This is a genomic window from Runella sp., assembly GCF_965279615.1.
Taxonomy (GTDB): domain Bacteria; phylum Bacteroidota; class Bacteroidia; order Cytophagales; family Spirosomataceae; genus Runella.
This window is the reverse complement of the sequence record NZ_OZ257252.1, coordinates 4,751,621-4,777,631: the sequence shown is the minus strand read 5'-3', so window position 1 is coordinate 4,777,631 and position 26,011 is coordinate 4,751,621. Positions and strand designations below refer to the sequence as shown.

Here is a 26,011-nt window from a genome sequence, read left to right as displayed (position 1 = left end):
TGTCACAAACTATATGAAAACCTTTTCATTACTTATCGCAGTCATTGTCAGTGCCATGGTGCTGAATAGCTGCGTTTTACCGTTTACTCCCCCGGAAGTTTCTTCAGCGAGCCGTTTTTTGGTGGTTGATGGCTTTTTGAACACGGGCAGTAAAGACAGCAGTCGTATCACACTGACGTATTCGCAGGTGGTCAGCAATAAAAATACATTTGCGGCCGAACTGAAAGCTCAGGTAATTGTGGAAGGCGATAAAGGAAGCACATTTACCTTTACGGAAATTGGCAAAGGACTTTATCGGCTGGCACCACGAGCCTTCAATGAAGCCGAGAATTACAGAATAAGAATCAAGACCGCCGCCAAAAAAGAATACCTATCTGACTTCGTAGCTGTAAAAAACACCCCGCCAATTGACAGTATTACGTACAAAGTAGCCGACGATAAAGGCTCTGTCCAGATCAAGGTAAATACCCACGATCCACTCAATAAGACGCGGTTTTATCGGTGGAAATTTGAGGAAACGTGGGAATACCACATGCCGCTCATATCGCTGTTTGAAATTAAGAACAATAACATCATTGATCGGCTGGAGAACATCAACACTTGTTGGAAAACCGAAACGCCTTCAACCATTTTGTTGGGTTCGACCATCAAGCTAAGTCAAGATCTGATTCGAGACGCCCCCGTCACTACAATTCCTGTGGCAAGCAATAAGCTTCTTATTAAGTACAGTATTCTCGTTAAGCAATTTGGCCTGACCCAGGAAGGGTTTGAATACTGGGGAGCTTTGGCAAAAACCACGGAGACAACAGGTAGCTTATTTGACTCTCAGCCTTCTCAAATCACGGGCAATATCAAATGCACGACAGATTCTCAGGAGCTTGTGTTTGGTTTTTTCAGCGCCGGAGTTCCGCAGGAGAAACGCGTATTCATTCCGCCGGGGCTGGGTCAATACACTTTTTGTCAACCTATTGATACCGTTAGCCGAGCTGATGCCATCAAATTTCAATACTTCCTTCTTACACAGTATTTTCCCGAGGGTTCAAGCGTTGCTCAATACATAATCGGTGACCCCGGTTGCGCAGATTGTCGTACAAAAGGTGGAACCATCACACGCCCAAGCTTTTGGTAATAACTCTTTCCTTTATGAAAACCAGTTTTATACCCATAAAAATCCCTGCGTTGCTCAAAAAACTGATAGCGGCGGCCATTTCTCTGATTCCGGTCGTTGGTACAGGACAAACGCATCCCCTTTCGCAGCAGCTTGTTCAACACAGCCAACGGGCAGTGCAGGAGAAAGTATTTGTACACCTTGATCGGCCGCTTTATTTGGTAGGCGAAACGATTTGGTTCAAGACCTTTTGTCTTGACGCTTCGTCGAATCAACCGCTAAATATAAGTAAAGTAGCTTATCTGGAAGTGCTGGACAAAGAGCACAATCCGGTGTTACAAACTAAAATTGCGTTGGAAGACGGCAAAGGTTTTGGCTCGGTTTTTATTCCTCCTTTTATCCAAAGCGGTCATTACTCCGTGCGGAGTTACACCAATTGGATGAAAAATTTCAGTGCGGATTTTTATTTTGAAACCACTATCAGCATTGTCAACCCGTTTAATAAACCCACGCTTACGCCCGCGTCAAAATCTACGCTTGCGTATGATCTGCAACTGTTTCCCGAAGGCGGAAATTTGGTCAAAGGCATTGAGAGCAAAGTGGCATTTAGGGCAATAGGTGACGATGGCAAAGGAATTAAGTTTAAAGGAACCATCATCAATCAACAAAACGATACGGTGGCTCATTTTGAACCGTTAAAGTTTGGCATCGGTACTTTCAATTTTACGCCCAGAGAAGGCGAAACGTATCGGGTATTGCTCAATGACACTAAAAAACAATGGTCTGCCTACAACTTACCCGACATCAAAGATCAGGGATATGTGATGCAGGTAAAAGAATCGGCATTGGCGTTAGAAGTAACCGTTTCGGCGCGTTTTCCTCAAAGCGGCACTTCGGACGTGTACCTATTGGCACATACCAAATCTGTTCCGAAGATGACTGAGAAAAAGACGTTGAGTAATGGAAAAAACACTTTCCTGATCAATAAAAGTGCCTTAGGCGATGGCATAACGTCGATCACCCTTTTTGACCAAAATCAAAAACCCGTTTGTGAACGCCTTTATTTTAAACGCCCGGCCCAATCGCTTACAATTGCTGCCCAATCCGATAAAAGACAATACAATACTCGGGAAAAAATCACACTGGATATAGCCTCTGCAGCAAAATCGGTGACCTCGGCTGATTTGTCCGTTTCGGTGTATTTAACCGACTCACTTCCCGCCGAAGACCCCATTTTGATCGATACGTATCTGGCCTTGACCTCTGATCTGAAAGGCAACATTGAATCACCGGGGTATTATTTTATCAATTCCGGGCAGGACGTAGATCAGGCGCTTGATAATCTGATGCTTACCCACGGATGGCGTCGATTTAACTGGGAAGAAATTGGCAAAAAAACCGTTTACAGCTATATTCCCGAACATGGTGGACATTTTATCAGCGGCAAGGTTATAGATACTAAAACAGGGTTGCCTGCACGCTACATTCCTACCTATTTAGCCGCGCCAAGTAAACGTGCTCAGTTGTTCGTATCCCGCAGTGATTCTTCGGGAAGGATCTCCTACGAAATGAAGCATTTTTTCGGCTCGCGAGAAATCATTGTCCAAACCAATACGCAAATCGACAGTACGTACCGCATCGAAATCAATAGCCCTTTTTCGGAGAAAGTATCTTCATACTCCCTCCCTCCTTTTACCTTTAATGCCGGTTGGAAAAACAATTTGTTGACACGCAGTATTAACATGCAGGCTCAAAATGCATTTATTCCCAAATCGGCGCTACAGGTAAACACAGGTGAAACCGATACGTTGGCGTTTTATGGTGTACCCGACGAAAAGTATTTCTTAGACGCCTATACACGTTTCCCGACAGTTGAGGAAGTAATGCGCGAATACGTACCGGGTGTAGGCGTTAGAAAACGACATGGGCATTTTCACTTTTTGGTTTTTGACAAACTCCAACCGGGCGTAGTTTTTGACGAAGACCCACTCATTATGCTTGACGGTATTCCGGTATTTGATACCGACAAAATCATGGCTTTTGACCCATTGAAGATCAGAAAACTGGAAGTAATCGACGGTCTTTACTATTTAGGGCCAATGGCTTTTACGGGCGTTGTGAGCTATACAACCTACAAAGGCGATCTGGCGGGCTTCCCGCTTGACCCGCACGCACTGGTACTTTCTTACGAAGGTGTTCAGGGGAAAAAAGAGTTTTATTCACCGCTGTATGAGACTTCTGACCAACTTAAAAGCCGCACACCTGATTTCAGAAATCTGCTTTATTGGTCGCCGCAGGTTATTACGGATGAACAGGGCAAAAAATCAGTTAGTTTTTATTCTTCTGACCAAGCCGGAACGTATAAGGTTGTGCTTCAGGGAATGAATAAAACGGGCTTGGCAGGAAGTAAAACGTTTACGTTTGAAGTTAAAAAATCTTCTTTGTAATCTATTTCAAGGGTTGAACCGGTGATTACAAATTCCATAAAAAAGAGTCGGGCAAGCGCTCGACTCTTTTAGTATTTATCAAATTGTTGTGTTTATACTATTTGAGGCTTAATTCACGCGTTTTTCCTTTATCCACGGCCTTCATCACACGGAAGAAATTACCGCTCCATATCTTCTCAATATCTTTCTTGGAATATCCCCGACGCACCAATTCAATCGTCATGTTTTCGTATTGGCTTACGTCAAAGCAATCCGCTAAAGCGCCGCCGCCGTCAAAATCAGCGCCCATGCCTACGTGGTCGATGCCGATCAGTTTAACAATGTGGTCGATGTGATCGATGGCGTCTTTTACCGTTGCCAATTGAATAGGGTATTTTTTATTCAGTTCCATAAATTCAGCGCGTGCTTTTTGCTGCTCCGCTTCCGGCAACGTCATCATTCCACGACGGTCTTTGATGTTGTATTTTTCGTAAAGACCTTTCATTGCCGCTTCGCGCTCAGGGCTTGGCGGAATGGTTTTGATATAATCGCTCAATAAATTCAATTGAATTACACCCCCGTTTTTAGCCAATGCTTTGAGCATATCGTCGGTGAGGTTGCGTGGGTGATTGCAAATGGCGCGTGCACCCGAATGCGTTGCTACGATGGGTACTTTAGACAGACGAATGGCATCATAAAAGGTAGAATCCGACACGTGCGACACGTCGATGATCATGCCCAAACGGTTCATTTCTTTTACTACCTGCTCGCCCAATGGGCTTAGGCCTTGGTATTCGGCACCTTTTGGATCGGTTGATGAATCGCAGATATCGTTGTTGCTTGAGTGGCAAAGCGTCATGTAGCGTGTGCCTAAGTCATAAAATTTCTGCAACATGCTCAGATCATGCCCCATAGCATAGCCATTTTCTACGCCAAGAAAAATAACCCGTTTGCCGGTTTTACCAATGCGGTAGGCGTCATCAGGCGTGGTAGCAAGCTCGGCCAATGAACTTGTGTTTTTAAGGGTTGTGTTAATGGCATCAAAAATGCCCAAAGCACGTTTTTTGGCCGCTTCGTGCGCTTCCGGATTTCGCGGGCCCTGTCCCAAATAAACCGCAAAGAAAATAGCATCCAATCCGCCGCGCTTCATACGGGGATAATCTACTTTACTGTTGCTGGTACGGGCGTCGTTGTCTTTGGTAATGTCAAACCCACCTCGCGAAAGCAGCATGGGCGTATCGGCGTGCGTATCAACGGTAAAGGCTTTCTCGTGAATCTTCTTGGCTTTTTTCAGCAAAGCTGCGTCGTCCTGCGCGGCGACTGTCAGAGACGTCAGCGCAACACACGAAATGAGTGTAGATTGGATAAAACTTTTCATCATGATGATTTTTAATATGTAACGATTTAGTGTAAGTAAGCCATAAGAAACAGTTTGCATTATTGAAGGCTGTTTGACCCCGGATGGGGTCAGACGTTTGTAGATGTCAGATTGGTTCCTACAAATATCTGACCCCATCGGGGTCAAACAGCCTATAAGCATCACTCCGGTTTAAAACCGGAATTAAAGGAGTTTTTTCTCCATTATTTTGCGATCCAGAGTTTCATTTTCATATCATTGACACCACCCTGCTGTTTAAGGGCAGCACTAAAGTTAGTATAATTCAGCGATTCTTCAGAACCCGGATAAGGCAAACGCGTTGGAATAACCCCGGCATTTACGTTGATCACCGATGGTTTCAATTCAGGAATACCGGTACGACGGAATTCCGTCCACGCTTCCACTCCCTGACCATACAACGCGATCCATTTTTGCTCCATGATCTGCTTATAACCGTCTGCACCCGTTTTCAATGCATTGGCAGCCAGATAATCAGCACTTACCGTCAATTTGTATTGGGTGTGCGAAGCGGTAATTCCGGCAACATAATTGGCGGTTACATCACCCGCCGCCGTAATTCCTTTATACGCCATTTCCGATTTGATGAAAAGCAATTCGGCATAACTCAAAATAACCCCGGGAGCCGTAGGACCCACAAAATAAGCACCAACTTTAGAAGTTTTTGACAAGCCCAATGCGTTGGCATCAGCATTGGACAGACCGTTAGGAACACCTTTATAATCTCCGCCGTCGGCAGGTTTGTCAGCGTATACCGCCAAACGTGCATCTTTCATCGCGGCCAGTTTGTTCACCAACGTAGCACTTACGCGGTGGTCATCGCGCGTTTTACGGTTTTGATTGATCGGGTTATTGTTGTTGGTAGCATCTAAATAGTTCAATTGAATATTTTCAGAAACAGAACCAATGACGGGGTATTTGGCAGGGTCACCCAATATGCGGTTGATCTCTGTTTTCACGTCGATGCCTGCGTCTGTTTTGCTCAACATCCGGTTCAGAAGGCGTAAGCTCAGTGAATTGGCAAACTTCTTCCATTTCGTTACGTCATTTGCAAAAAGAATGTCCCCCGAAATGGCCTTTGTTTTATCCACAGCGTCAATCATGTCGTTGGCCGTTTTCAACTCCTTAATGATACCCGCATACACTTCTTTCTGAGTATCGTATTTAGGTTGCAGAATACCTTCCAATCCCTGAATGGATTGCGTATAAGGAATATCGCCGTAAACATCGGTCAACAACGAAAATACCCAAGAGCGCATGATCAACGCTACTGCCTGATAATTGGGGTTTTTAGTATCTACGCCCAATTTGTAAATACGCTGATAATCAGCCAATGCTTCGATGTGAAATGTTTGCCAAGCACCACTGTACACATCGCTGGAAACCGAGTACTGGTCAATATCGGTATATTGGATACGTGCCCAATACTGTGAAATAAGGTCGCCGATGTCCATTCCCAACGAGCCACCCCAGTATGCATCTACCGCGCTTTGAATGCCATGCGGTAAAAAAAGGTCAGCCGTGGCAACTGAAGGAGCATTTGGGTTAGTATTGATCGTGTCAAATTTATCGGTACAGGCCGAGGCGCCCAGCATCAACGCTGCCGTTAGTGCTTTATATCGGAAAGAGTGAAATATGCTTTTCATAATTATTGTTCATTTTGAAGTTTGTTGGAAGCGAATTTTTCAGACTTGGAAAGTTTATAAACTTTCCAAGTCTTGTTCGTTCGTTACAGATTGAAACTGATATTGAAACCTACGGTGCGAGTCGTTGGAATTTGTCCGTTCTCAATTCCCTGCAAGTTTCCGTCGTTATAGTAGCTGGTTTCAGGATCAATGTGCGGTACATTGCTGTGCAGAAGGAATAAGTTTCTGCCCACCACCGAAAGTGAAATATCACGGAACGGCAGTTCTTTGAATACCTGACCGCTAATCATATAGGTCAGTTTTACTTCTCTTAATTTCACAAAACTTCCGTCAAAGATGGTTTCTTCGTTGTTGGTCAACGCATAGTATTTCTTATGCCATTCTTCGGAAGAGATACGTGTAGTATTTGGTACATACACCGGCTCCGTTGATGTACCGGTATTTACAACACCCTGTCCGACAATTCCTTCTTCTCTACCCACCAATGTTTCTGCCAATACTCCTGTATAGCGACCGATATTGACGGTCTGTGAGAAAATATCACCCCCGTATTTCATATCGATCAACGTGCTCAATGATACATTTTTGTAAGTGAATGTATTCTGGAATCCACCGATCCACTTAGGCGTAAAGTTGCCCAAAATACGGCGCGTTGGGTTCAGCGTAGGATAACCGCTCTTGTCATAAATGATGTTACCGCTTGGGTCACGCGCAAAACCTTGACCAAAGAAGGTTCCATAAGGCTCACCGACGCGTGCCTCGATGGTCATACCGCGTACTGTACCTAATGTATAAGTGGTTAAGCCTTCGGCTAATTCAATGACTTTGTTTTGGTTACGCGCCCAGTTCACGGCCACATCCCACTGGAAAGCACCTGCTTTTACGGGAGTTGCGCTCAATTGAACCTCAATCCCCTTGTTTTGCAGTCTACCCGCATTCAATAGTTTTGAATTGAAACCCGTAGATTGCGAGATGTTTACGTCCAAAATCTGGTTAAAGGATTCTTTATCATAGTAGGTCACATCCAATCCAACGCGATTGCGCCACAATTTGATTTCAGCCCCGATCTCATAAGAATTGGTCAACTCAGGCTTCAGATTTGCGTTTAACATGGCGTTGTTTTCCGACAATGAAGGCGTGCTGCCCCAAGGGTTTTCGTATTTATACGCCTGAATCAAACGGTAAGCATCGGTATCGTTACCCACTCGGGCGATACCTGCCCGTAATTTGGCAAATGATAACACGGTAGATTTGAGATTGAACATATCTGTCAGCACCGCGCTCAAAGCCGCAGAAGGGTAGAAGTACGAACGGTTGTCGGAAGGCAAAGCGCTCGACCAGTCGTTACGTGCCGTCAAATCCAAAAACAAATAATTTCTGAAACCGATATTAGCTGCTCCGTACACACTGTTTACGACCTTTTCGGTAAAGGAGTTTTCAGCCACTTTAGCTTGGCGAGAGTTTCCTAAGTTCCATACGCGGGGAATTGCCAATTCAGTGGCACCCATGTAATTACGCTGATAATAATTACTGCGGTGGTTGCCACCAAGGTTTGCAGATATATCAAAAGCACCGAATTTGTGCGTAGCGTTTAATAGGAAATCGGAGTTTGACTCACGAATAAAGATCTGCTCTTCATTGTAGCTGTCGTATTGTTTTGCGCCGTTCAGGTTATCGATCCGCGCTGCATTTTTTGTTTTACGACGATCAATGTAAACATCCGTTCCGGAGCGTGCCGTCAATGTCAACCAATCAGTAAACTTGTACGCAGCAGACAGGTTACCGTACACGCGATCACGCTTATTGTATTTGGTGCTCAGGTTCAACACATAATATGGGTTGGTCCAGTAGTTGTAGTTCCAGTTGTTCTGGTAAATACTGTTAGGCGCTTGGTAGGTTTGTAATTTTTCCATGTCCACCTGACGGCCAAACCAGATAAAATAAAGTCCCCAGTTGGTGCGGTTATCGCTTCCGTCCACTACGTAATTACCGGTTGCGCGGATGCTCAGTTTTTTGGTCAAATTCCAACCCGCATTAAGCGATACCGTACGACGTTTGTAATCAGTATTTGGCAAAATCCCTGTTTGATTTAAATCGGTATAGGAAAGACGGAAATCGCCTTTATCATTTCCTCCCGTGATCGCCACGTTGTTGGTGAGTGTGCGACCTGTTTGGAAGAATTGATTTACGTTGTCAGGATGTGGAATGAATGGCGTAGGCGTCCGCGTACCATCGGCAGCAATGGGAGAGTCAAATTGAGGGATCAAACGTCCGTCCATTTTGGGCCCCCAGCTTTCATCTACACCATCGTTTACCCCTTTTCCTGTACCATCCACAAACGAAAACTGACCTTTGTTTCCCTGTCCGTAGCCATTTTGCCACTCAGGTTGACGGAAAGGACTATCAAATGCCGTATTCGAATTGACCGAAACGCCGATTCCTTTAGAACCTTTTCCGCTTTTGGTGGTGATCAGAATAACGCCATTCGCACCGCGCGAACCGTACAAAGCCGCTGCACTTGGTCCTTTCAAAACGCTTACGTTCTCAATGTCATCAGGGTTGATGGAAGCAGCGCCGTTTCCATAATCTACGCCCGTTCCTGAGCCGTAGTTACCATTGTCGATAGGAATACCGTCAACGACGAATAAGGGCTGGTTGTTGCTTCCGATAGAACTCGCTCCGCGAATCAGAATACGGGATGAAGCACCCGGCGCACCGTTTGAGCCCGTCACCTGCACCCCGGCGATTTTACCGGAAAGGGCATTCACAAAGTTGGTGGTACGTGCCTGTGTCATTTGTTTGCCGCTTACTTCCTGTACGGAATACCCGAGGGCTTTTTTCTCGCGGGTAATACCTAAGGCGGTCACAATAACTTCGCTCAGAATGGAAGCATCTTCTTCCAGTGAAACGTCAAAAGAAGTTTGATTTCCGGTGGCGATTTCCTGCGGCTTATAGCCGATAAAAGAAATCACCAATACAGCATTTGGGGGACTGGAGATGGAGAAATCTCCCGTAGAATTTGCGCTGGTTCCTCGGTCAGAACCTTTAATGACGACACTCGCGCCGGGTAAGCTTGTACCGTCTTTAGAAAGGATTCGCCCTTTCAGCATTCGATCTTGGCCATAGCTCGCCAGACACAGGAGCAGGGAGGCCACAAAGCAGGTTGCAGTAAATAAAATTCTCATAGTCGATGAAGTATTAAGTTATTGGGCAATAATTGTATTTTTCCAATTTGAATAATACATTCCTGTTCAGAACATATTATAGATTATTCTTAATAGTTGCGGCCATTTTGAATAAAAAACCTGATTTGAAAGAACGGAAGCTCCTTTTGCTTGGCAGCTAAGTCAATACAAGTTTATGACGATTAAAAATTTATTCCAAATTTTATTCTAAATAAATTTAAATATTCAAAATTATTACCGTGTAAATTATAAAATAGTACAATCAATTATACATCAGTCTCACATTTACTTATATATTATTTTGAATAAGCAATCATAAATTATCTTAACCAACAAAAAATATAATTATTTAAATAATCCGGTTATTTATTTTAGTAAATAATCCCGAAAACACACCCCTAATAAGTAAGTAGTTTTGAGTAAAAAAAGGCGTCGGCCACTAACGTGCCGACGCCTTTTTTGAATAAGAATACTGTTTTTACTGCTAATCGCGGCTTGAAAGTTTTGCCAACAGACGTAAAACTTCTACGTAAAGCCACACGATGGTAACGATCATCCCAAACGCAGAATACCATTCCATGTATTTGGGAGCACCATGAGCAGCACCTTCTTCAATCATATCAAGGTCAAGTACCAAATTGAAAGCGGCCAACCCTACCACAAATAGAGAGAAGCCAATGCCAAACCAGCCGTTGTCGTAAATAAGAGGCATGTCGATGCCAAACATCCGCAATACCATTGCCAACACATAAAAAATGGCAACACCCGCCGTAGCCGCCAAAATGGTACGCTTAAAAGTAGGGGTAGCGCGAATAACACCCGCTTTGTATAAACCAACCATCCCGGCCAATATCGCAAACGTAAGCAACACTGCCGAAAGGCCGATGCCCGGATACATGCTTTCAAATACCAGCGTAATGGCACCCACAAAAACCCCTTCGACCACTGCATAAATCGGGGCAAGCGTCGGGGCAAGGTGTTGTTTGAATGCCAAAATCAAGGCAATAACAAAGCCCGCAATAGAGCCTCCAATGGCTAACGGCATGATAAGCGCAGGACTCGAAGCAAATAAAAACCAGCTTCCCAATGCCGAGGCGAACACCAGTGCGCCCATGATAATAATTTTATTGACCGTTCCCTGTACGGTCATTGTGCCCTGCCCAATACCTTCCTGGGCGGCTTTAATGAAAGACTTTTCCGATAAGGTTGGATTTGCCATTTGTCAAAGTAATGTTTAGTGTTCAGTTAATTATTGAGGACAATTTATACGAATTCTTTTTATCAGGCAAATTTTAATCAATGGCATGATAAGATGTTCATTTTATGAATGAATAACAGTATAACAAAATCATTATGAAAGATATTGCATAACTCACTCAATAGATAATCAGGCAAATTGCCTTACTAAATAGAACTTCATAACTTCCTTTAAACCCTACCATTTTGTCATGGAGAAATTATCTTATAATCGAAGAGATTTTGTTAAACATGCTGCGCTTGGAAGTTTGGCACTCAACATGATTACCCCTCATCAGTCAGTAGCTAAATCGGTAGTGCAGGGGAAACGCGTGGGCATTATCGGATTGGATACGTCGCACAGTACAGCTTTTGTAAAGGCGCTCAACGCACCTGATGCAAACGCTGATTTTCCGGGTTATAAAGTCGTAGCTGCGTATCCGCAAGGCAGCAAAGACATTGAAAGCAGCACCAAGCGCGTTCCCGCCTATACCGAAGAAGTAAAAAAGCAAAACGTAGAAATTGTCGATTCTATCGCCGATTTACTCAAAAAAGTGGACGTAGTATTGCTCGAAACCAACGATGGCCGACTCCATCTCGAACAGGCCATTCAGGTGCTGAAAGCAGGCAAGCGCGTTTTTATTGATAAGCCGATCAGTGCTTCGCTTTCGGATACCATTGCCATTTTTGAAGCTTCTAAGCAATACAACATTCCGCTGTTTTCGGCCTCGTCGCTGCGTTATATCAAAGGGATAGAAAAAGTGGACAAAACCATAGTGGTCGGAGCAGATACATTCAGCCCGGCGGTTCTCGAAAAAACACATCCTGATCTGTTTTGGTACGGCATCCACGGTGTTGAAACGCTCTATACGATCATGGGAACGGGCTGCAAACAAGTCGTTCGGGTAAATACCGAAAACACCGACATTGTAGTAGGCACTTGGGCGGATGGACGCGTGGGTACTTTTCGCGGCACACGCACGGGTAAGCACGACTACGGCGGCACCGTTTACACCAAAAACGGCAATATTGTGTTAGGACCTTACGGCGGTTATGAGCCTTTGTTGAAAGAAATTATTAATTATTTCGAAACAGGCACAGTACCCGTTACGCCAGAAGAAACGATTGAACTATTTGCTTTCATGGAAGCCGCCGACGAGAGCAAACGCCAAGGCGGAGCCGCCGTGACGATTGAAAGCGTATTGAAGAAAGCGAGAAAGGGCTAATTTGTCATGCCGGAGGCATCTAAAAATGTGCGTTAGCTTTTTACGCAAATAATAGAGCCGGCAACTGTAAAAACAGATGCCGCCGGCATGACAAAATAACGATGGCTGACCAATAACTATTCTTATTCTAAAACACTACTTCTATGCCTTCCAACCACTTTTCAAGACGTGAATTTTTGAAGCAAAATTCATTGACAGGATTAGGAGCCGTTTTGACACCGTCGCTTCTTGGTAAAACAGTTGAGCAGAATTCCATTCAGTCGCATAGTTCAGTCTCTTTTTCCATCGCTGAACCGCCTGCTTTATTGGGCGGCAAACCCGTTCGGAGTCAGGGATGGCCGACGTGGCCTTTGTGGAAACCCGAAACCGACGAGAAACAATTGCTAGAGATCATTCGAAGCGGTGTGTGGTCGAGGGCAGGTGTGGTGACTGAATTTGAGGCAAAATGGGCCGAAACCGTGGGAGCAAAACGTTCGCTGGCCGTAGTGAACGGCACGAATGCCATTATGACCGCCTTAACGCAGTTGGATATTGGCGGCGGAGATGAGGTGTTGGTGCCGCCCTATACTTTTATCGGAACGGTTGCGCCCGTTATAGCCACAGGTGCCATGCCTATTTTTGTGGACGTTGACCCCGAAACCTTTCAGATAGATCCTGCCAAGATCGAGGCTAAAATTACGTTCCGCACCAAAGCCATTATTCCAGTTCATATTTTGGGTTTACCCGCCAACATGCCCCAAATCCTGGCCATTGCCAAAAAACATAAATTGGTGGTTATTGAAGATGCCTGTCAGGCGCATTTGGCCGAAATCAATCATCAAAAAGTAGGCACGTTTGGCGATGCGGGCTGTTTCAGTTTTCAGAATTCCAAGAACTTAGCCATTGGCGAAGCCGGAGCAATCGTAAGCAATAACGATGCTTTCATGGATCGTTGTTTTTCGTATCACAACTACGGCAATCCTTATGGGATGGTTTCAGGGGTGATCGGTGCCGGAACGTTGATTCAGGGCAACAAATTGCGACTGACTGAGTATCAGGCGGCTATTGGTTTGGCTCAATTGAAACGGCTTGATGCACAAACTTCTCTTCGCAATGAAAATGCTGCTTACTTGAAAGCAAAGATTCAAACAATTCCGGGCATTATTCCGTACAAATTATACGAGAACGTAACACGGGCGGCATTTCACCTTTTCCCATTCCGCTACCAAAAAGAAGCATTTAAGGGATTATCGCGTGATATTTTTCTAAAAGCGCTGTCGGCCGAAGGAATTCCCTGTCTGAAAGGATACGCCACGCTCAATAATATGCCTTATTTGAACGATGCGCTTCAATCGAAAAATTTCCAAAAGATGTACCCAAAGTCAATGCTTGATTTCAAGAGTTATGTTGAACGAAATCAGTGCCCGCAAAACGACCGCCTTTGCAACGAAGAAGCCGTTTGGCTCACACAAAATATGCTGTTGGGCACCCGCACCGACATGGAAGACATTGCAAACGCCATTGAAAAAATCTACACTCACGCCGATAAATTGCTGAGTCTGAAATGAAAAAATCGTTGTGGTTTATTTGGTTACTAACTCTCTCTTCTGCTTGGGCAAAAGGCTGGAAAGCGGGCGTTGCCAAGGTGATTATCACGCCTAAAGAATCCATTTGGCAGGCAGGTTATGCTTCCCGAACGCATGCCTCCGAGGGAAAATTGCATGATCTGTGGGCCAAAGCGTTGGCATTGGAAGATGAAAACGGAAAACAATCCGTGCTTGTTACGACCGATCTATTGGGTTTTCCCAAAGCTATGTCCGACCGTATTCGTGCGCAACTCCATCGCCAATTTGGTTTGACCAAAGCGCAGATCATTTTAAATAGTTCGCACACGCATTCCGGGCCGGTGCTTGATGATGCGCTACATGATATTTATCCATTGGATGCCAACGAACAAGTTAAGATCACCCGTTATTCCCGCAAATTGGAGGCGCAAGTGATCACATTAGTTGCACAGGCATTAACAGATTTGGAACCTGTTGAGCTATTTGCCCAAAATGGCGTAACGCGGTTTCAGGTGAATCGACGAAATAACAAAGAAGCCTCCTTGCGTGAACAAACCGAATTGAAAGGGCCAAACGATTATGCTGTGCCTGTTATTAAAGTAGTTAATGCAAAAGGAGCGCTCAAAGCGATTGCGTTTGGGTACGCTTGCCACCCAACCGTGTTGGATATTTACCAATTATCGGGCGATTATCCGGGCTTCGCTCAAATAGAAATTGAAAAGGCGCATCCGGGCACGACAGCGCTGTTTTTTCAGGGAGCTGCGGGCGATCAAAATCCTTTACCGCGCCGAACCACCCCCTTGGCGCGCCAATACGGACGTGAATTGGCAGTGGCCGTTGAACGCGTTCTTGAAGAACCGATGCGCCCATTGACCGCGCAACTGCGCACCGCTTACTCCGAAATTGAATTGCCGCTTTCGGCCCCGCCTTCAGAAGCTGAATTGATAAAAATTCAAAGTGAAACTACGCCTTATCTCAAACGATGGGCATCGCGGATGTTGGCCGAAAAGAAACAGGGAAAAACATTTATTTCGTCGTATACGTACCCGGTGCAGATGTGGAAATTAGGAGATCAACCGATAGTAAGTTTTGGTGGAGAACTTGTGATTGAATACACCATTGAATGTAAAAAAAGATTTGGACCCGACATTTTTGTGTTAGGCTATTCCAACGACGTCATGGGATATATTCCATCGGCAACGATCTTGAAAGAAGGTGGCTACGAAGGTGCTTCTTCGCAAATGGTCTATGGTCTTCCGAGCATTTGGGATGCTTCGGTACCTGAACTGATTTATGCAGAAATAGACAAACTCGCACAACAGATCGGAATGGCTAAAAATAAATAAGTCATTGCCGATTACAAATCGGCAGCAGTATGCGTTCGGATTGCAAATCCGAACGAGCAATTAGAGCAATTATTTGCAATCGCGCGGCGAACCGTCCCGAACTAAACTGCTTGAGGATTTGCAATCCGAAACAACATAAGTTCAAAAAAACAAAAATATGAATTCACTTACTGCCAAGGCTTATTTTTCCGGTTTTGAATTAGCACATGATACTTATAATGCCATTACGGCAGCAAGTAACGGCAAAATCTATTACGTCCTTAGTTCACAATCGTACGAAATCGGTGGGCAAATCTACGTCTATGACCCTGCCACCGACCAAACCGAATGGATAGCCGATCTGACCGATATTTGCGGCGAAAGAGACGCCAATGCCATTCCTCAAGGAAAAAGCCACGTCCGTTTTTATGAAAGTGACGGCAAGCTGTATTTCGCTACGCATGTGGGTGTATATGAAATGATCAATGGCATGGAATGTTTGCCTCAAAACAGAAAAAACGGCAGAAATCTTTACCCCGGCGGACATTTTTTGTCGTACGATTTAACAACGGGCAAATTTGAAGATTTGGCTATTGCCCCCGATGGCGAAGGTATTTTGACCATGACGATTGACCATGAAAGAGGGCAGCTGTACGGTATAACGTGGCCATTGGGGCATTTTATCAGTTACGATCTCAGTATTAAAACGCTTAAAAATCACGGGTTGATTTCGGCCAAAGGCGAAGCCGGAATTCCGGGCGAAGATTATCGGGTGCTGTGCCGTTCGATGTTTGTTGAGCCGCATGTAGGAGCCGTTTATTTCTCTACTTCAGAAGGCGATATTTTTACGTATCATCCCGATAAAGAGTCTATTCAAAAAGTAGAAGGGATAGATTTACGCCTTGATTATTTTGGCAAATACGACCCAATACGTCCGGGAAGTATGGGGTATAACTGGCGCAAAATTTTTTGGTATTCACCCGGACAGGCGGCGTATGGGGTTCACGGTAATTCAGGGTATTTGTTTCGGTTTGACACAAAAGCGCCTAAAATTGAAATTGTAGAACGGATCACGTCGGAGCCTTCGCGAAAAAGCGGAATGTTTGATCAGTTCAGTTACGGCTACTTAGGCTTTCAACCGGGCGCTGATGGCGAAACGATTTATTACCTTACGGGCGGACCTATTTACATCGACGGCAAACGCGTAAAAGGAGCCGATCAAATCGCTAAGGGCGGATCCAAAGGACTTGAAAATCTACATTTGATAACGTTTCATATTCCAACCGAAACGTACAAAGACCACGGCCCCATTTTTTATGCGGATGGCACTCGCCCAACATACGTCAATTCCATTGCCATCGGAGCCGATGGAGCCGTTTATACACTTGCCCGATTTGACCATAATGGCCGTCAAATTCAGGATTTAGTCACAATCGCACTTTCCTGACAATTAAAAAGAGCAATCAATAGCCCATTTCCTGTTTTGGAATTTATATTTACCAAACTTGTCTAAACCAAAAGCTGATCTATTCAATGAACTCTACTGAAACCTTCTCAAACGGCGATTCCCGGCGCAACTTTCTCAAAAAGACCCTGATTGGAACGGCGGCATTGACCGTTGGCGGTATTTTGCCGGGATTTAGTGCGAAAAGCTACGGACGTATTCTTGGTGCCAACGAAAAAGTACGCCTTGGCATGATGGGAGTAAACAGCCGAGGGCTGGCGTTGGCGAGCAATTTTGCCTTACAACCTAATTGCGAAGTTGTTTCTGTTTCGGATGTAGATTCGCGGGCGGCGGAAAAGTGTATCAAAGCCGTTGAAAAGATTCAAAATTCCAAGCCCAAAGACGTTCCCGATTTCAGAAAAGCGTTGGAAGACAAAGATGTAGACGCGCTCGTAATTGCCGCTCCTGACCATTGGCATGCTCCGGCAGCTATTTTGGCCTCAAAAGCGGGCAAACATGTGTATTTGGAAAAGCCTTGCAGTCATAATCCTAATGAGGGTGAACTACTGGTAGCAGTGGCGGCCAAATACAAAAATGTAATTCAAATGGGCAATCAACGTCGTTCGTGGCCGAATGTAAAACAAGCCTTGAAAGATATTCAGGATGGCGCTATCGGTCGGCCGTATTTTGCCAAAGGTTGGTATACTAATAACCGGGCGTCGATTGGCATTGGCAAAGAGCAGGCCGTTCCGTCGTGGCTTAATTATGATCTATGGCAGGGACCGGCTCCGCGTCGTGCATACAAAGACAACATTCTGCATTATAATTGGCACTGGTTTTGGCATTGGGGAACGGGCGAAGCCCTCAACAACGGCACTCATATGCTCGACCTTATGCGTTGGGGTTTGGGCGTAGAATTTCCCACAAAAGTTTCATCATCGGGTGGCCGTTATCGCTACCAAGACGATTGGGAAGCTCCCGATACTCAAGTGATTAACATCGAATTTGGCAACAATATTTTCATGACCTGGGAAGGCCGAAGCTGTAACAGCCGCAGTGTAGAAGGAAGCAGCGTAGGCGTTTCTTTTTACGGCGAAAAAGGCACACTGGAATACGGAGGCGGCAATGCGTACAAAATTTACGATTTAGAAAATAAGATCGTTAAGGATGTAAAAAATGATCTGGTCATTGACCCTCGCAATAAAATGGACCCTTCACAGGCACTTGACGCTTTTCACTTTCAAAACTTCGTATCGGCAATAAAAGAGGGTGAAACATTGGCCTCGGGAATTGTAGGCGGACATCAAAGTACGCTACTTTGCCAGCTCGGGAACATTGCGTTACGAACGGGCGAGGTACTTGAAATCGACCCTTCCAATGGGCATATTCTGCACAACAAAGCTGCTAAAAAACTTTGGAAGCGCGAATATGCAAAGGGTTGGGAACCAACAGTATAAATAATTAGACAGGATTTCAGGATTGACAGGATTTAAAATCTTGTCAATCCTGAAATCCTGTCATTAAATAACTTCAATTCAATGAAAGCCACCGCTATTGATGTAAGCAGCCTCACCAAGCGAGAAACCACTATTTCGATCTTTCTGATCGGCGTGATGTTTTTCATTTTTGGTTTTATTTCATGGGTCAATTCCATTCTGATCCCTTATTTTAAAATTGCCTGCGAACTGACCAGCTTTCAGGCGTATTTAGTGGCTTTTGCCTTTTATATTGCCTATTTTATCATGTCCGTACCTGCATCGTATTTACTCAAAACACAGGGTTTCAAGAAAGGTATGATGATCGGTTTTTGGTTCATGGCAACGGGCGCGTTTATTTTTATACCCGCCGCGATGACACGCACCTACGGTATTTTCCTGATGGGACTATTCACGATTGGCATTGGTTTATCCATTCTCCAAACCGCCGCTAATCCCTATATTACCATCTTAGGGCCAAAAGAACGCGGTGCGCAACGCATTAGCATCATGGGCATTTGCAACAAAGCCGCCGGAATCCTTTCTCCGCTCGTTTTTGCCGCTGTGATTTTACGACCAACCGATACGGATTTGTTTGCCCAACTCAGCACCATGAATGAATTTCAACGCAGTGCAGCTCTGGATGAATTGGTGCGGCGCGTGATTCCGCCCTACACGGTGTTGGGAACATTTTTGCTGGTGCTGGGCTATTTGGTGTATCGCTCTCCTTTGCCCGAAATCAATACCGAACACGAAAGCCCCGAAGTAGCTACGGCCAACGCGGGCAAAACGAGCATTTTTCAATTTCCACACCTGATTTTGGGAGCAGTTGCCATTTTTCTGCACGTTGGTACGCAAGTGATTGCGATTGACACCATCATCAGTTACGCCAATTCAATGGGCATTGATTTGCTGAAAGCCAAAACCTTTCCGTCGTATACCTTAGCCTGCACCATTTGCGGATATATTATTGGCATTGCTACGATTCCTAAATTCGTCAGTCAAGTCAATGCGCTGCGTTTTTGTACGGTGTTGGGAACAGTTTTTACATTACTCATTATTTTTGCCAAAGGTTCCGTACATTTCCTCGGACAAACTGCCGACCTTTCCATTTGGTTTATAGTGTTGTTAGGTTTAGCCAACTCATTGGTTTGGGCGGGAATTTGGCCTTTAGCATTGGATGGATTGGGACGTTATACTAAATTAGGCGCTTCTATTCTCATTATGGGCTTGTGCGGCAACGCGCTCATGCCGCTTGTGTACGGCTATTTCGCTGATTTATACGACGTTCGCACCGCTTATTGGGTCTTATTCCCCTGTTATTTGTATTTGGTGTATTACGCAGCTTACGGTCATAAAGTTAAACGTTGGGGATTGTAATCCTTTATAACTTCCCAATGCTCTTTCGGATTTGAAATCCCGAACAGCAATATATCGGATAAAATGAAAATTAAACTCACCAACGGCATCATTCTCACGCCCTTCCGCGCCATCAAAAACGGAACAGTAATCATTGAGAATGGTCAAATTTTAGGCGTCCACGAAGGAAACGTAGAAGTGTCCGATGCTACTGAAATAGATGCTCAAGGTCAATACATAGCGCCGGGCTTCATTGATATTCACGTACACGGTGGCGGCGGCTTTGATTTTATGGACGGAACGGTGGAAGCCTTTTTGAAAATTGCTGAACTCCACGCCCAATACGGAACTACGTCGTTGGTCCCCACCACGCTTACTGCTGAAAAAGAAGACTTACTCCAAACCTTAGATGTGTATGAAAAAGCAACCCGTAGCAATACCAACGGGGCGGCTTTTCTTGGAATGCACTTAGAAGGACCTTATTTTGCGTTGAGTCAGCGAGGCGCACAAGATCCGCGTTACATTCGAAACCCTGATCCGGTCGAATACGAAGAGATTCTCAATCACTCCTCCTCTATCGTACGATGGAGCGCGGCTCCCGAATTGGAAGGTGCGATTGCGTTTGGACAACGTTTGCGCCAAAAAGGCATTTTAGCGGCTATTGCTCATACGGATGCTTTTTATGACGATGTATTGGAGGCCTACGAAAACGGGTATTCACTTGTAACCCATTTGTATTCAGCCATGTCGGGTGTAACGCGCAAAAATGCGTTTCGGTACGCCGGTGTGATTGAAAGTGCTTTTTTGTTAGATTTAGACGTTGAAATCATTGGAGATGGCATTCATTTACCCGCACCGTTACTCAAATTGATCTATAAAATCAAAGGTGCCGACCGCACCGCTCTCATCACCGATGCTATGCGCGGTGCCGGAATGCCCGAAGGCGAAAGCACATTGGGTTCGTTGAAAAACGGCCTGAAAGTCATCATCGAAGACGGTGTAGCCAAAATGCCCGACCGCACCTCATTTGCCGGCAGTGTTGCTACCTTTGACCGATTGGTACGAAACATGGTCAATATGGCCAATGTATCATTATTGGAAGCCGTTCGCATGGCAAGCACCACGCCCGCCCGCATCATGGGTGTAGAAAACCGAAAAGGCTCGCTCGCCAAAGGCAAAGATGCTGATATGGTTATTTTTGATGAAGATATAAACGTCCGCCTGACGATGGTTGGGGGGAAAGTAGTGTTTAAGGTATGAAACACGTCTTTGTTTTGTCATGCTGAAAGCATCTAAAAAACTTTCAAAACTCACAATGTTAAAATAAGATTGATAATTCTATAAAAGCCAAAACCAATTCGCAGCTTTTAGATGCCTCCGGCATGACAAATTTGTCTAAATCCGAAATATAATACTTGAAATGACTCCTATACACGAAGCAACAATAGACAACCTACACGTCAAAGTATTCAAAACACGCCAGGAATTAGGCCAAAATGCGGCAATAATGGCTGCTGCTAAAATCAGAGAATTACTCAAAAAACAAGAAGTTGTTAATATCATTTTTGCCGCTGCTCCTTCACAAAATGAGTTTCTGGATGCCCTGGCTTTACAACTCAACATAGAATGGCAGCGTGTCAATGCCTTTCACATGGATGAGTACATCGGCTTATCCGACGATGCCCCGCAGCGATTCGGCAATTTTTTGAAAGACCGTTTCTTTGATAAAGTTTCGCTTCGTAACGTATTTTACATTAATGGCAACGTCAACGATCCTGAGGCAGAATGTCTGCGCTACGAAGCTTTGCTTAATGAATTCCCCACTGACATTGTTTGTATGGGCATTGGCGAAAACTGTCACATTGCCTTTAACGACCCGCACGTAGCGTTTTTTAATGACCCCGTTTTGGTAAAAAAAGTAGGTTTAGACCTAACCAGTCGTTGGCAACAAGTCCACGACGGTTGTTTTGCGACGCTTGAACAAGTCCCGGAATATGCTCTCACGCTCACAATTCCCACCTTGGTGAAAGCACCTGTGGTTTTTTGCATGGTGCCCGCAGCGCACAAGGCCGAAGCCATTTATCATACATTGATCGATGCCATTTCTGAAATATATCCGTCTACGATTTTACGTAAACATCCCAATGCGACGTTATTTATTGACCAAAACAGCGCCCGGAAATGGAAAGAGGAAATGACCGTTGCAAGTAAATAATACCGCAAGCAGACTTATCAAAATAAAAATCACCCACAATTACGTAGTTTATGAAAACCCGCGTTTTAGGCTGTTTAGTAGCCATTAGTAGTTTAGCACTTCCCGGTATGAGCCAGAAGAAAGCAGTTAACCTGATCGTATTGGAACCCGGCCACTTTCATGCGGCATTGGTTCAAAATACTCCTTATGACAATGTAAATCCCGTTGTTCACGTGTATGCATCTAAAGGACCCGATGTAGAATCATACCTTGATAAAATCAAAAAGTACAATTCTCGCCCGGAAGACCCAACTCAATGGGAGGAAAAAGTATATACAGGCCCTGACTTTTTCCAAAAAATGATCTCAGAAAAAGCGGGAAATCTGGTAGTATTGGCGGGAAATAACCAAAAGAAAACCGACTACATTAAGAAATCAGTAGATGCCGGACTAAACGTGTTGGCCGATAAGCCTATGGCCATTGATGCCGCAGGGTTTTCGTTACTGAAAGATGCTTTTGCACAGGCGAAAAAAAATAACGTATTGCTTTATGACATCATGACCGAGCGGTACGAAATCTCAAATGCGCTTCAACGTGAATTGGCAATGTTGCCTGAGTTGTTTGGTACCTTACAAAAAGGAACACCGCAAGATCCTGCCGTAACCAAAGAAAGCGTTCACCATTTTTTCAAATATGTTTCAGGTGAACCGTTGATCAGACCAAGTTGGTTTTTTGATGTGAATCAACAGGGTGAAGGCATCGTAGACGTAACCACTCACTTGGTGGATTTAATTCAATGGAGCTGTTTCCCCAATCAGGTTATTGATTATCAAAAAGATATAAAATTTTTATCAGCTACGCACAACGCCACAACGCTAACGCCCGAGCAATTCAAATTGGTGACAAAAAGCGATACCTATCCTGATTATCTTAAAAAGGATATGAAAGGCAAAAACCTGGAAGTGTACGCCAACGGGCAGATTGACTACACCCTAAAAGGCGTTCACGCAAGGGCATCGGTGATCTGGAATTTTCAGGCACCGCAGGGAACGGGCGACACGCATTATTCCATCATGAAAGGCAGCAAAGCGAATTTGATCATTCGCCAAGGCAAGGATCAAAACTTTAAGCCTGTGTTGTACATTGAGCCTCTTAATGCGACACCTGCCTACGAAAAAGCAGTAGCAGAGGCCTTTAAAAAAGCACAAACCGCGTATCCGGGCATCGAGTTAAAGAAAAACGACAAAGGATGGGAAGTGATTGTGCCGAAGAAATACGATACGGGTCACGAGTCGCACTTTGCGCAGGTAGCCAAGAAATACATGGAATTTTTGAAAGAAGGCAAACTTCCTGCGTGGGAAGTTCCCAACATGATCTCTAAATATTATACAACGACAGAAGCGTTAAAACTGGCAAAATCGAAGAAGTAAGAGCGAAGCATCAGACTTGGAAAGTTTCAAAAACTTTCCAAGCCTTTTTTATTTACACCAACTCCCCATACAAATCAAACTCTTCTGCGTTAGTGATTTTCACATTAGCAAAATCGCCCAAACGCACAAACTGGCTGGCTGGCAGCAAAACTTCATTATCTACTTCGGGTGAATCAAATTGGGTTCTGCCAATAAAATACCCACCTTCTTTCCGATCAAAAAGCACTTTATAAGTATTGCCGATTTTGGCTTGGTTCAGCGACCATGAAATATCCTGTTGTACCGCCATAATGTCGTCGGCGCGTTGTTGTTTCACTTCCGCCGGAATATCATCGGGCATGGAATGTGAATGCGTCTGCTCTTCGTGCGAGTAGGTAAATACGCCTAAACGATCAAAACGCGTGCGCTCCACAAACTCAAGCGTTTCTTCAAATATCTCTTCCGTCTCGCCCGGGTGACCCGCAATAAGCGTAGTACGTAAAGCGATGTCCGGTACTTTATCGCGAATGGTTTTGATCAAATCTTCGGTTTTTTCACGCGTAATTCCGCGACGCATCAATTTCAACAACTCCGTACTTCCACTCTGCAATGGCATATCCAAGTACTTGCAAATATTGGAACGCTCGCGCATTACGTCCAACACATCCATCGGAAAACCCGACGGATAAGCGTATTGCAAACGAATCCATTCAATGCCTTCCACGTCAGAAAGATGATTCAACAATTCAGACAAATTGCGTTTCTTATAAATATCAAGGCCATAATACGTCAAATCCTGTGCAATCAAAATCAACTCTTTGGTGCCTCTTCTGGCCAATGATTTTGCTTCAATGACCAGATCGTCAATAGTACGCGAAACATGCCCGCCGCGCATAAGGGGAATGGCGCAAAAACTGCAAGGGCGGTCGCAGCCTTCGGCAATTTTGAGATAAGCGTAGTGGGTAGGAGTGGTTAATAAGCGCTCGCCTACCAATTCCTGTTTGTAATCGGCTTTGAGTGTTTTGAGCAAACGCGGCAATTCATTGGTTCCAAACCAAGCATCTACCGTTGGAATTTCAACGGCCAATTCATCTTTATAGCGATGTGACAGACAACCCGTTACGTAAACTTTATCTACCAATCCCGCTTCTTTGGCATCCGCATAGCGCAAAATGGTATCAATGGATTCCTGCTTGGCATTGTCAATAAATCCGCACGTATTTACGATCACAATACTGGCGTCGTCTTTTTTAGATTCGTGCGAAACCTTGTAGCCGTTTCCTTTGAGTTGCGTGTAAATATTCTCACTATCCACCAGGTTTTTACTGCAACCCAGCGTCACGATATTGACTTTATTCTTCTTTGTTCCTTTGGTCTTCATTTCTCCTAAGTATTGGGTATTGAGTAATGGGAATTGAGTGAAATAATGATACTCAATACTTTATATTCATTACTTACTACTGTTTTTTGAGCCACAAAGTTCGACAACTCAACCGGAAGCACCAAAATTGATTTATGAACTCAAAAGGAACCGGCAATTTATGGGGCTATAAAACACGCCTAATTTTCCAAAATCGCACAGCTATAAGGAGCGAGGATAAGTTGAGTTGGCGATGAAAAATTCGTCTCCTGACGCGTACTGAGAAGTAGTTTTTTAGGTAAATCAACAGTATTAAAATTGACTGTCTCACCTGAAAGGTTATGAATGACCCACACAGATTGCCCATTCGATTTTCGAATAAAGGCCACAATACGCTTATTATCATTGTCCAAAGGCACAATATCGCCGTGAATATCAGCCAAAGCAGGGTGCGATTTTCGGAGAGCAATAAGTTGTTTGTAATGATTAAATAAGGAGGTTGGATCATTGACTTGACCCGCCAAAGGGGTAACGTTTTTGCTTTTGCTGTACTTTGGTTTCATCCAACGGGCACGCCGGCGATCTTTCTGACGATAATCCCACAAAAACGGCTCTCTAACAAACTCATCGGGCTTAATTCCCAACATTCCTATTTCTTCACCGTAATACATATAAGGCTGTCCCGGCAAAGTCAAAAGCAAGTTGGCCGCTACTTTCAGGCGGTTCAAACTGCTGTCCAACACACTGCCAATACGCGTTTGGTCATGATTGGTAAGCATTATCGCATCAATAAACCGAGGATTGGTTTGATAAAAAATGGCGCGATTCTTGGCTAATGTAGCTGCTAATTGAATCGTATCTTGCTCCTCCACCGTCACTTTTTGAATCGCCAAACTCAAATCGAAATTAAAGTTAGCGGTAAGGCCCTGAAAATAAGGGGCTATTTTTTCGGCAGAGCTCCAAACCTCGCCCACCAGATACACATTTGGATTGGCTTTTTGCATTTCGGTGCGAAACTCGACCCAAAAATCATAATTCTTGTATTCTTCCCATTCAGGATAAATATGGCGTGCGGCATCAAGACGAAAACCGTCGACGCCCATTTGGAGCCAATAACGTCCTATTTCGTAAATAGCTTGACGTACAGGAGGATAATCACAGTTAAGATCGGGCATTCCTTTCCAGAAAAGTCCGTAGTATTTCTCGCTGTTATGAAGCCAATGATGCCACGGATTACGGTCCCAGGTATCCGGCGTAATTTCTCGCGTGGCAATCCCTAACGTTTCTATTTCTTTGGGGCTTTTCCAGTTATAAAATTGGCGATAAGGATTATCCTGCCCCTTTACAGATTCTTGAAACCAAACATGATTTGCACTCGTATGGTTAATGACCAAATCCATAATCACCGCAATACCTCTGGCATGCGCTTCGGAGATAAGGCGTTTGAAATCATCTAATGTACCGTACTCAGGATCAATGGCATAATAATCAACAACATCGTATTTATGATAACTTGGAGAGGGAAAAATCGGGGTTAGCCAAATGGCCTCTACGCCCAAACTCTGCAAATAATTCAATTTAGATGTGATGCCGTTAAGATCGCCAATATTATCGCCGTTGGAATCACAAAAAGAGCGAACGAAGATTTCGTAACAAATGCGTGGGAAAGTAAACAAGA

Annotated in this window: 17 protein-coding genes; 11 read left to right on the top strand and 6 right to left on the bottom strand. The window is 44.5% G+C overall.

Going from position 1 to position 26,011, the window contains the following annotated elements; all coding sequences use genetic code 11:
- The first annotated feature begins 13 nt into the window (after nt 1–13).
- Together ACQY73_RS20465 and ACQY73_RS20460 are read left to right on the top strand one after the other, a co-directional pair.
- Nucleotides 14–1,129, top strand: coding sequence for a DUF4249 domain-containing protein (locus ACQY73_RS20465; RefSeq protein ID WP_428654353.1), 1,116 nt, complete (start codon nt 14–16; stop codon nt 1,127–1,129).
- A 14-nt stretch (nt 1,130–1,143) separates the two neighbouring features.
- The gene (locus ACQY73_RS20460) at nt 1,144–3,555 is read left to right on the top strand and encodes a hypothetical protein (protein WP_428654351.1); all 2,412 of its coding nucleotides are present in this window, start codon (nt 1,144–1,146) and stop codon (nt 3,553–3,555) included.
- 97 nt (nt 3,556–3,652) lie between these two features.
- On the opposite strand, the gene ACQY73_RS20455 is transcribed toward ACQY73_RS20460, so the two are convergent.
- The 4 genes from ACQY73_RS20455 to ACQY73_RS20440 all read right to left on the bottom strand — a co-directional run bounded on the left by ACQY73_RS20455 (nt 3,653) and on the right by ACQY73_RS20440 (nt 10,980).
- Nucleotides 3,653–4,912: a dipeptidase gene (locus tag ACQY73_RS20455; RefSeq protein WP_428668511.1), complete on the bottom strand. Its 1,260-nt coding sequence runs from the start codon at nt 4,910–4,912 to the stop codon at nt 3,653–3,655.
- 203 nt (nt 4,913–5,115) lie between these two features.
- Nucleotides 5,116–6,576, bottom strand: a complete 1,461-nt coding sequence (locus ACQY73_RS20450) for a SusD/RagB family nutrient-binding outer membrane lipoprotein (RefSeq protein WP_428654349.1) — start codon at nt 6,574–6,576, stop codon at nt 5,116–5,118.
- Nucleotides 6,577–6,659: 83 nt separating this feature from the next.
- Complete coding sequence (locus ACQY73_RS20445; protein ID WP_428654347.1) at nt 6,660–9,761, bottom strand: SusC/RagA family TonB-linked outer membrane protein; 3,102 nt, start codon at nt 9,759–9,761, stop codon at nt 6,660–6,662.
- A 484-nt stretch (nt 9,762–10,245) separates the two neighbouring features.
- The gene (locus tag ACQY73_RS20440; protein ID WP_428654345.1) at nt 10,246–10,980 is read right to left on the bottom strand and encodes a Bax inhibitor-1/YccA family protein; all 735 of its coding nucleotides are present in this window, start codon (nt 10,978–10,980) and stop codon (nt 10,246–10,248) included.
- A 229-nt stretch (nt 10,981–11,209) separates the two neighbouring features.
- Here ACQY73_RS20440 and ACQY73_RS20435 point away from each other — a divergent pair, with 229 nt between their 5' ends.
- The 9 genes from ACQY73_RS20435 (at nt 11,210) to ACQY73_RS20395 (ending at nt 22,994) form a co-directional block, all read left to right on the top strand.
- A complete protein-coding gene (locus ACQY73_RS20435) occupies nt 11,210–12,223 on the top strand; it encodes a Gfo/Idh/MocA family protein (RefSeq protein ID WP_428654343.1) in 1,014 nt (337 codons plus the stop codon).
- A 143-nt stretch (nt 12,224–12,366) separates the two neighbouring features.
- Complete coding sequence (locus ACQY73_RS20430) at nt 12,367–13,770, top strand: DegT/DnrJ/EryC1/StrS family aminotransferase (RefSeq protein WP_428654341.1); 1,404 nt, start codon at nt 12,367–12,369, stop codon at nt 13,768–13,770.
- Nucleotides 13,767–15,113 (top strand): neutral/alkaline non-lysosomal ceramidase N-terminal domain-containing protein, encoded by a 1,347-nt coding sequence (locus ACQY73_RS20425; protein WP_428654339.1) that lies wholly within the window; start codon nt 13,767–13,769, stop codon nt 15,111–15,113. Before ACQY73_RS20430 ends, ACQY73_RS20425 begins: the two co-directional genes overlap by 4 nt.
- Before the next feature lie 157 nt (nt 15,114–15,270).
- On the top strand, nt 15,271–16,539 hold the full coding sequence (locus tag ACQY73_RS20420) for a hypothetical protein (protein WP_428654337.1): 1,269 nt from the start codon (nt 15,271–15,273) through the stop codon (nt 16,537–16,539).
- A gap of 86 nt (nt 16,540–16,625) precedes the next feature.
- Entirely contained in the window at nt 16,626–17,993 is a 1,368-nt protein-coding gene (locus ACQY73_RS20415; protein WP_428654335.1) for a Gfo/Idh/MocA family protein, read from the top strand.
- 81 nt (nt 17,994–18,074) lie between these two features.
- Nucleotides 18,075–19,391, top strand: a complete 1,317-nt coding sequence (locus ACQY73_RS20410; protein ID WP_428654332.1) for a sugar MFS transporter — start codon at nt 18,075–18,077, stop codon at nt 19,389–19,391.
- A 63-nt stretch (nt 19,392–19,454) separates the two neighbouring features.
- Nucleotides 19,455–20,630, top strand: a complete 1,176-nt coding sequence (nagA, locus tag ACQY73_RS20405; RefSeq protein WP_428654331.1) for an N-acetylglucosamine-6-phosphate deacetylase — start codon at nt 19,455–19,457, stop codon at nt 20,628–20,630.
- Nucleotides 20,631–20,790: 160 nt separating this feature from the next.
- Nucleotides 20,791–21,585 carry a glucosamine-6-phosphate deaminase gene (locus ACQY73_RS20400; RefSeq protein WP_428654329.1) on the top strand — a complete coding sequence of 265 codons (795 nt, stop codon included), beginning with the start codon at nt 20,791–20,793 and terminating at the stop codon, nt 21,583–21,585.
- A gap of 50 nt (nt 21,586–21,635) precedes the next feature.
- Complete coding sequence (locus tag ACQY73_RS20395) at nt 21,636–22,994, top strand: putative oxidoreductase C-terminal domain-containing protein (protein ID WP_428654327.1); 1,359 nt, start codon at nt 21,636–21,638, stop codon at nt 22,992–22,994.
- 52 nt (nt 22,995–23,046) lie between these two features.
- Here ACQY73_RS20395 and rimO read toward each other — a convergent pair whose 3' ends face one another.
- Nucleotides 23,047–24,354, bottom strand: a complete 1,308-nt coding sequence (rimO, locus tag ACQY73_RS20390; protein WP_428654325.1) for a 30S ribosomal protein S12 methylthiotransferase RimO — start codon at nt 24,352–24,354, stop codon at nt 23,047–23,049.
- A 179-nt stretch (nt 24,355–24,533) separates the two neighbouring features.
- The gene (locus tag ACQY73_RS20385; RefSeq protein WP_428654323.1) at nt 24,534–26,009 is read right to left on the bottom strand and encodes an alpha-amylase family glycosyl hydrolase; all 1,476 of its coding nucleotides are present in this window, start codon (nt 26,007–26,009) and stop codon (nt 24,534–24,536) included.
- Nucleotides 26,010–26,011 lie beyond the last annotated feature (2 nt).

What these genes read in the sequence shown, in the direction of transcription:
- ACQY73_RS20440 (WP_428654345.1), bottom strand. Translation starts at nt 10,980, where the DNA reads ATGGCAAATCCAACCTTATCGGAAAAGTCTTTCATTAAAGCCGCCCAG.
- ACQY73_RS20450 (WP_428654349.1), bottom strand. Translation starts at nt 6,576, where the DNA reads ATGAAAAGCATATTTCACTCTTTCCGATATAAAGCACTAACGGCAGCG.
- ACQY73_RS20415 (WP_428654335.1), top strand. Translation starts at nt 16,626, where the DNA reads ATGAACTCTACTGAAACCTTCTCAAACGGCGATTCCCGGCGCAACTTT.
- ACQY73_RS20455 (WP_428668511.1), bottom strand. Translation starts at nt 4,912, where the DNA reads ATGAAAAGTTTTATCCAATCTACACTCATTTCGTGTGTTGCGCTGACG.
- ACQY73_RS20400 (WP_428654329.1), top strand. Translation starts at nt 20,791, where the DNA reads ATGACTCCTATACACGAAGCAACAATAGACAACCTACACGTCAAAGTA.
- ACQY73_RS20395 (WP_428654327.1), top strand. Translation starts at nt 21,636, where the DNA reads ATGAAAACCCGCGTTTTAGGCTGTTTAGTAGCCATTAGTAGTTTAGCA.
- ACQY73_RS20435 (WP_428654343.1), top strand. Translation starts at nt 11,210, where the DNA reads ATGGAGAAATTATCTTATAATCGAAGAGATTTTGTTAAACATGCTGCG.
- ACQY73_RS20445 (WP_428654347.1), bottom strand. Translation starts at nt 9,761, where the DNA reads ATGAGAATTTTATTTACTGCAACCTGCTTTGTGGCCTCCCTGCTCCTG.
- ACQY73_RS20430 (WP_428654341.1), top strand. Translation starts at nt 12,367, where the DNA reads ATGCCTTCCAACCACTTTTCAAGACGTGAATTTTTGAAGCAAAATTCA.
- ACQY73_RS20425 (WP_428654339.1), top strand. Translation starts at nt 13,767, where the DNA reads ATGAAAAAATCGTTGTGGTTTATTTGGTTACTAACTCTCTCTTCTGCT.
- ACQY73_RS20420 (WP_428654337.1), top strand. Translation starts at nt 15,271, where the DNA reads ATGAATTCACTTACTGCCAAGGCTTATTTTTCCGGTTTTGAATTAGCA.
- nagA (WP_428654331.1), top strand. Translation starts at nt 19,455, where the DNA reads ATGAAAATTAAACTCACCAACGGCATCATTCTCACGCCCTTCCGCGCC.
- ACQY73_RS20410 (WP_428654332.1), top strand. Translation starts at nt 18,075, where the DNA reads ATGAAAGCCACCGCTATTGATGTAAGCAGCCTCACCAAGCGAGAAACC.
- ACQY73_RS20465 (WP_428654353.1), top strand. Translation starts at nt 14, where the DNA reads ATGAAAACCTTTTCATTACTTATCGCAGTCATTGTCAGTGCCATGGTG.
- rimO (WP_428654325.1), bottom strand. Translation starts at nt 24,354, where the DNA reads ATGAAGACCAAAGGAACAAAGAAGAATAAAGTCAATATCGTGACGCTG.
- ACQY73_RS20460 (WP_428654351.1), top strand. Translation starts at nt 1,144, where the DNA reads ATGAAAACCAGTTTTATACCCATAAAAATCCCTGCGTTGCTCAAAAAA.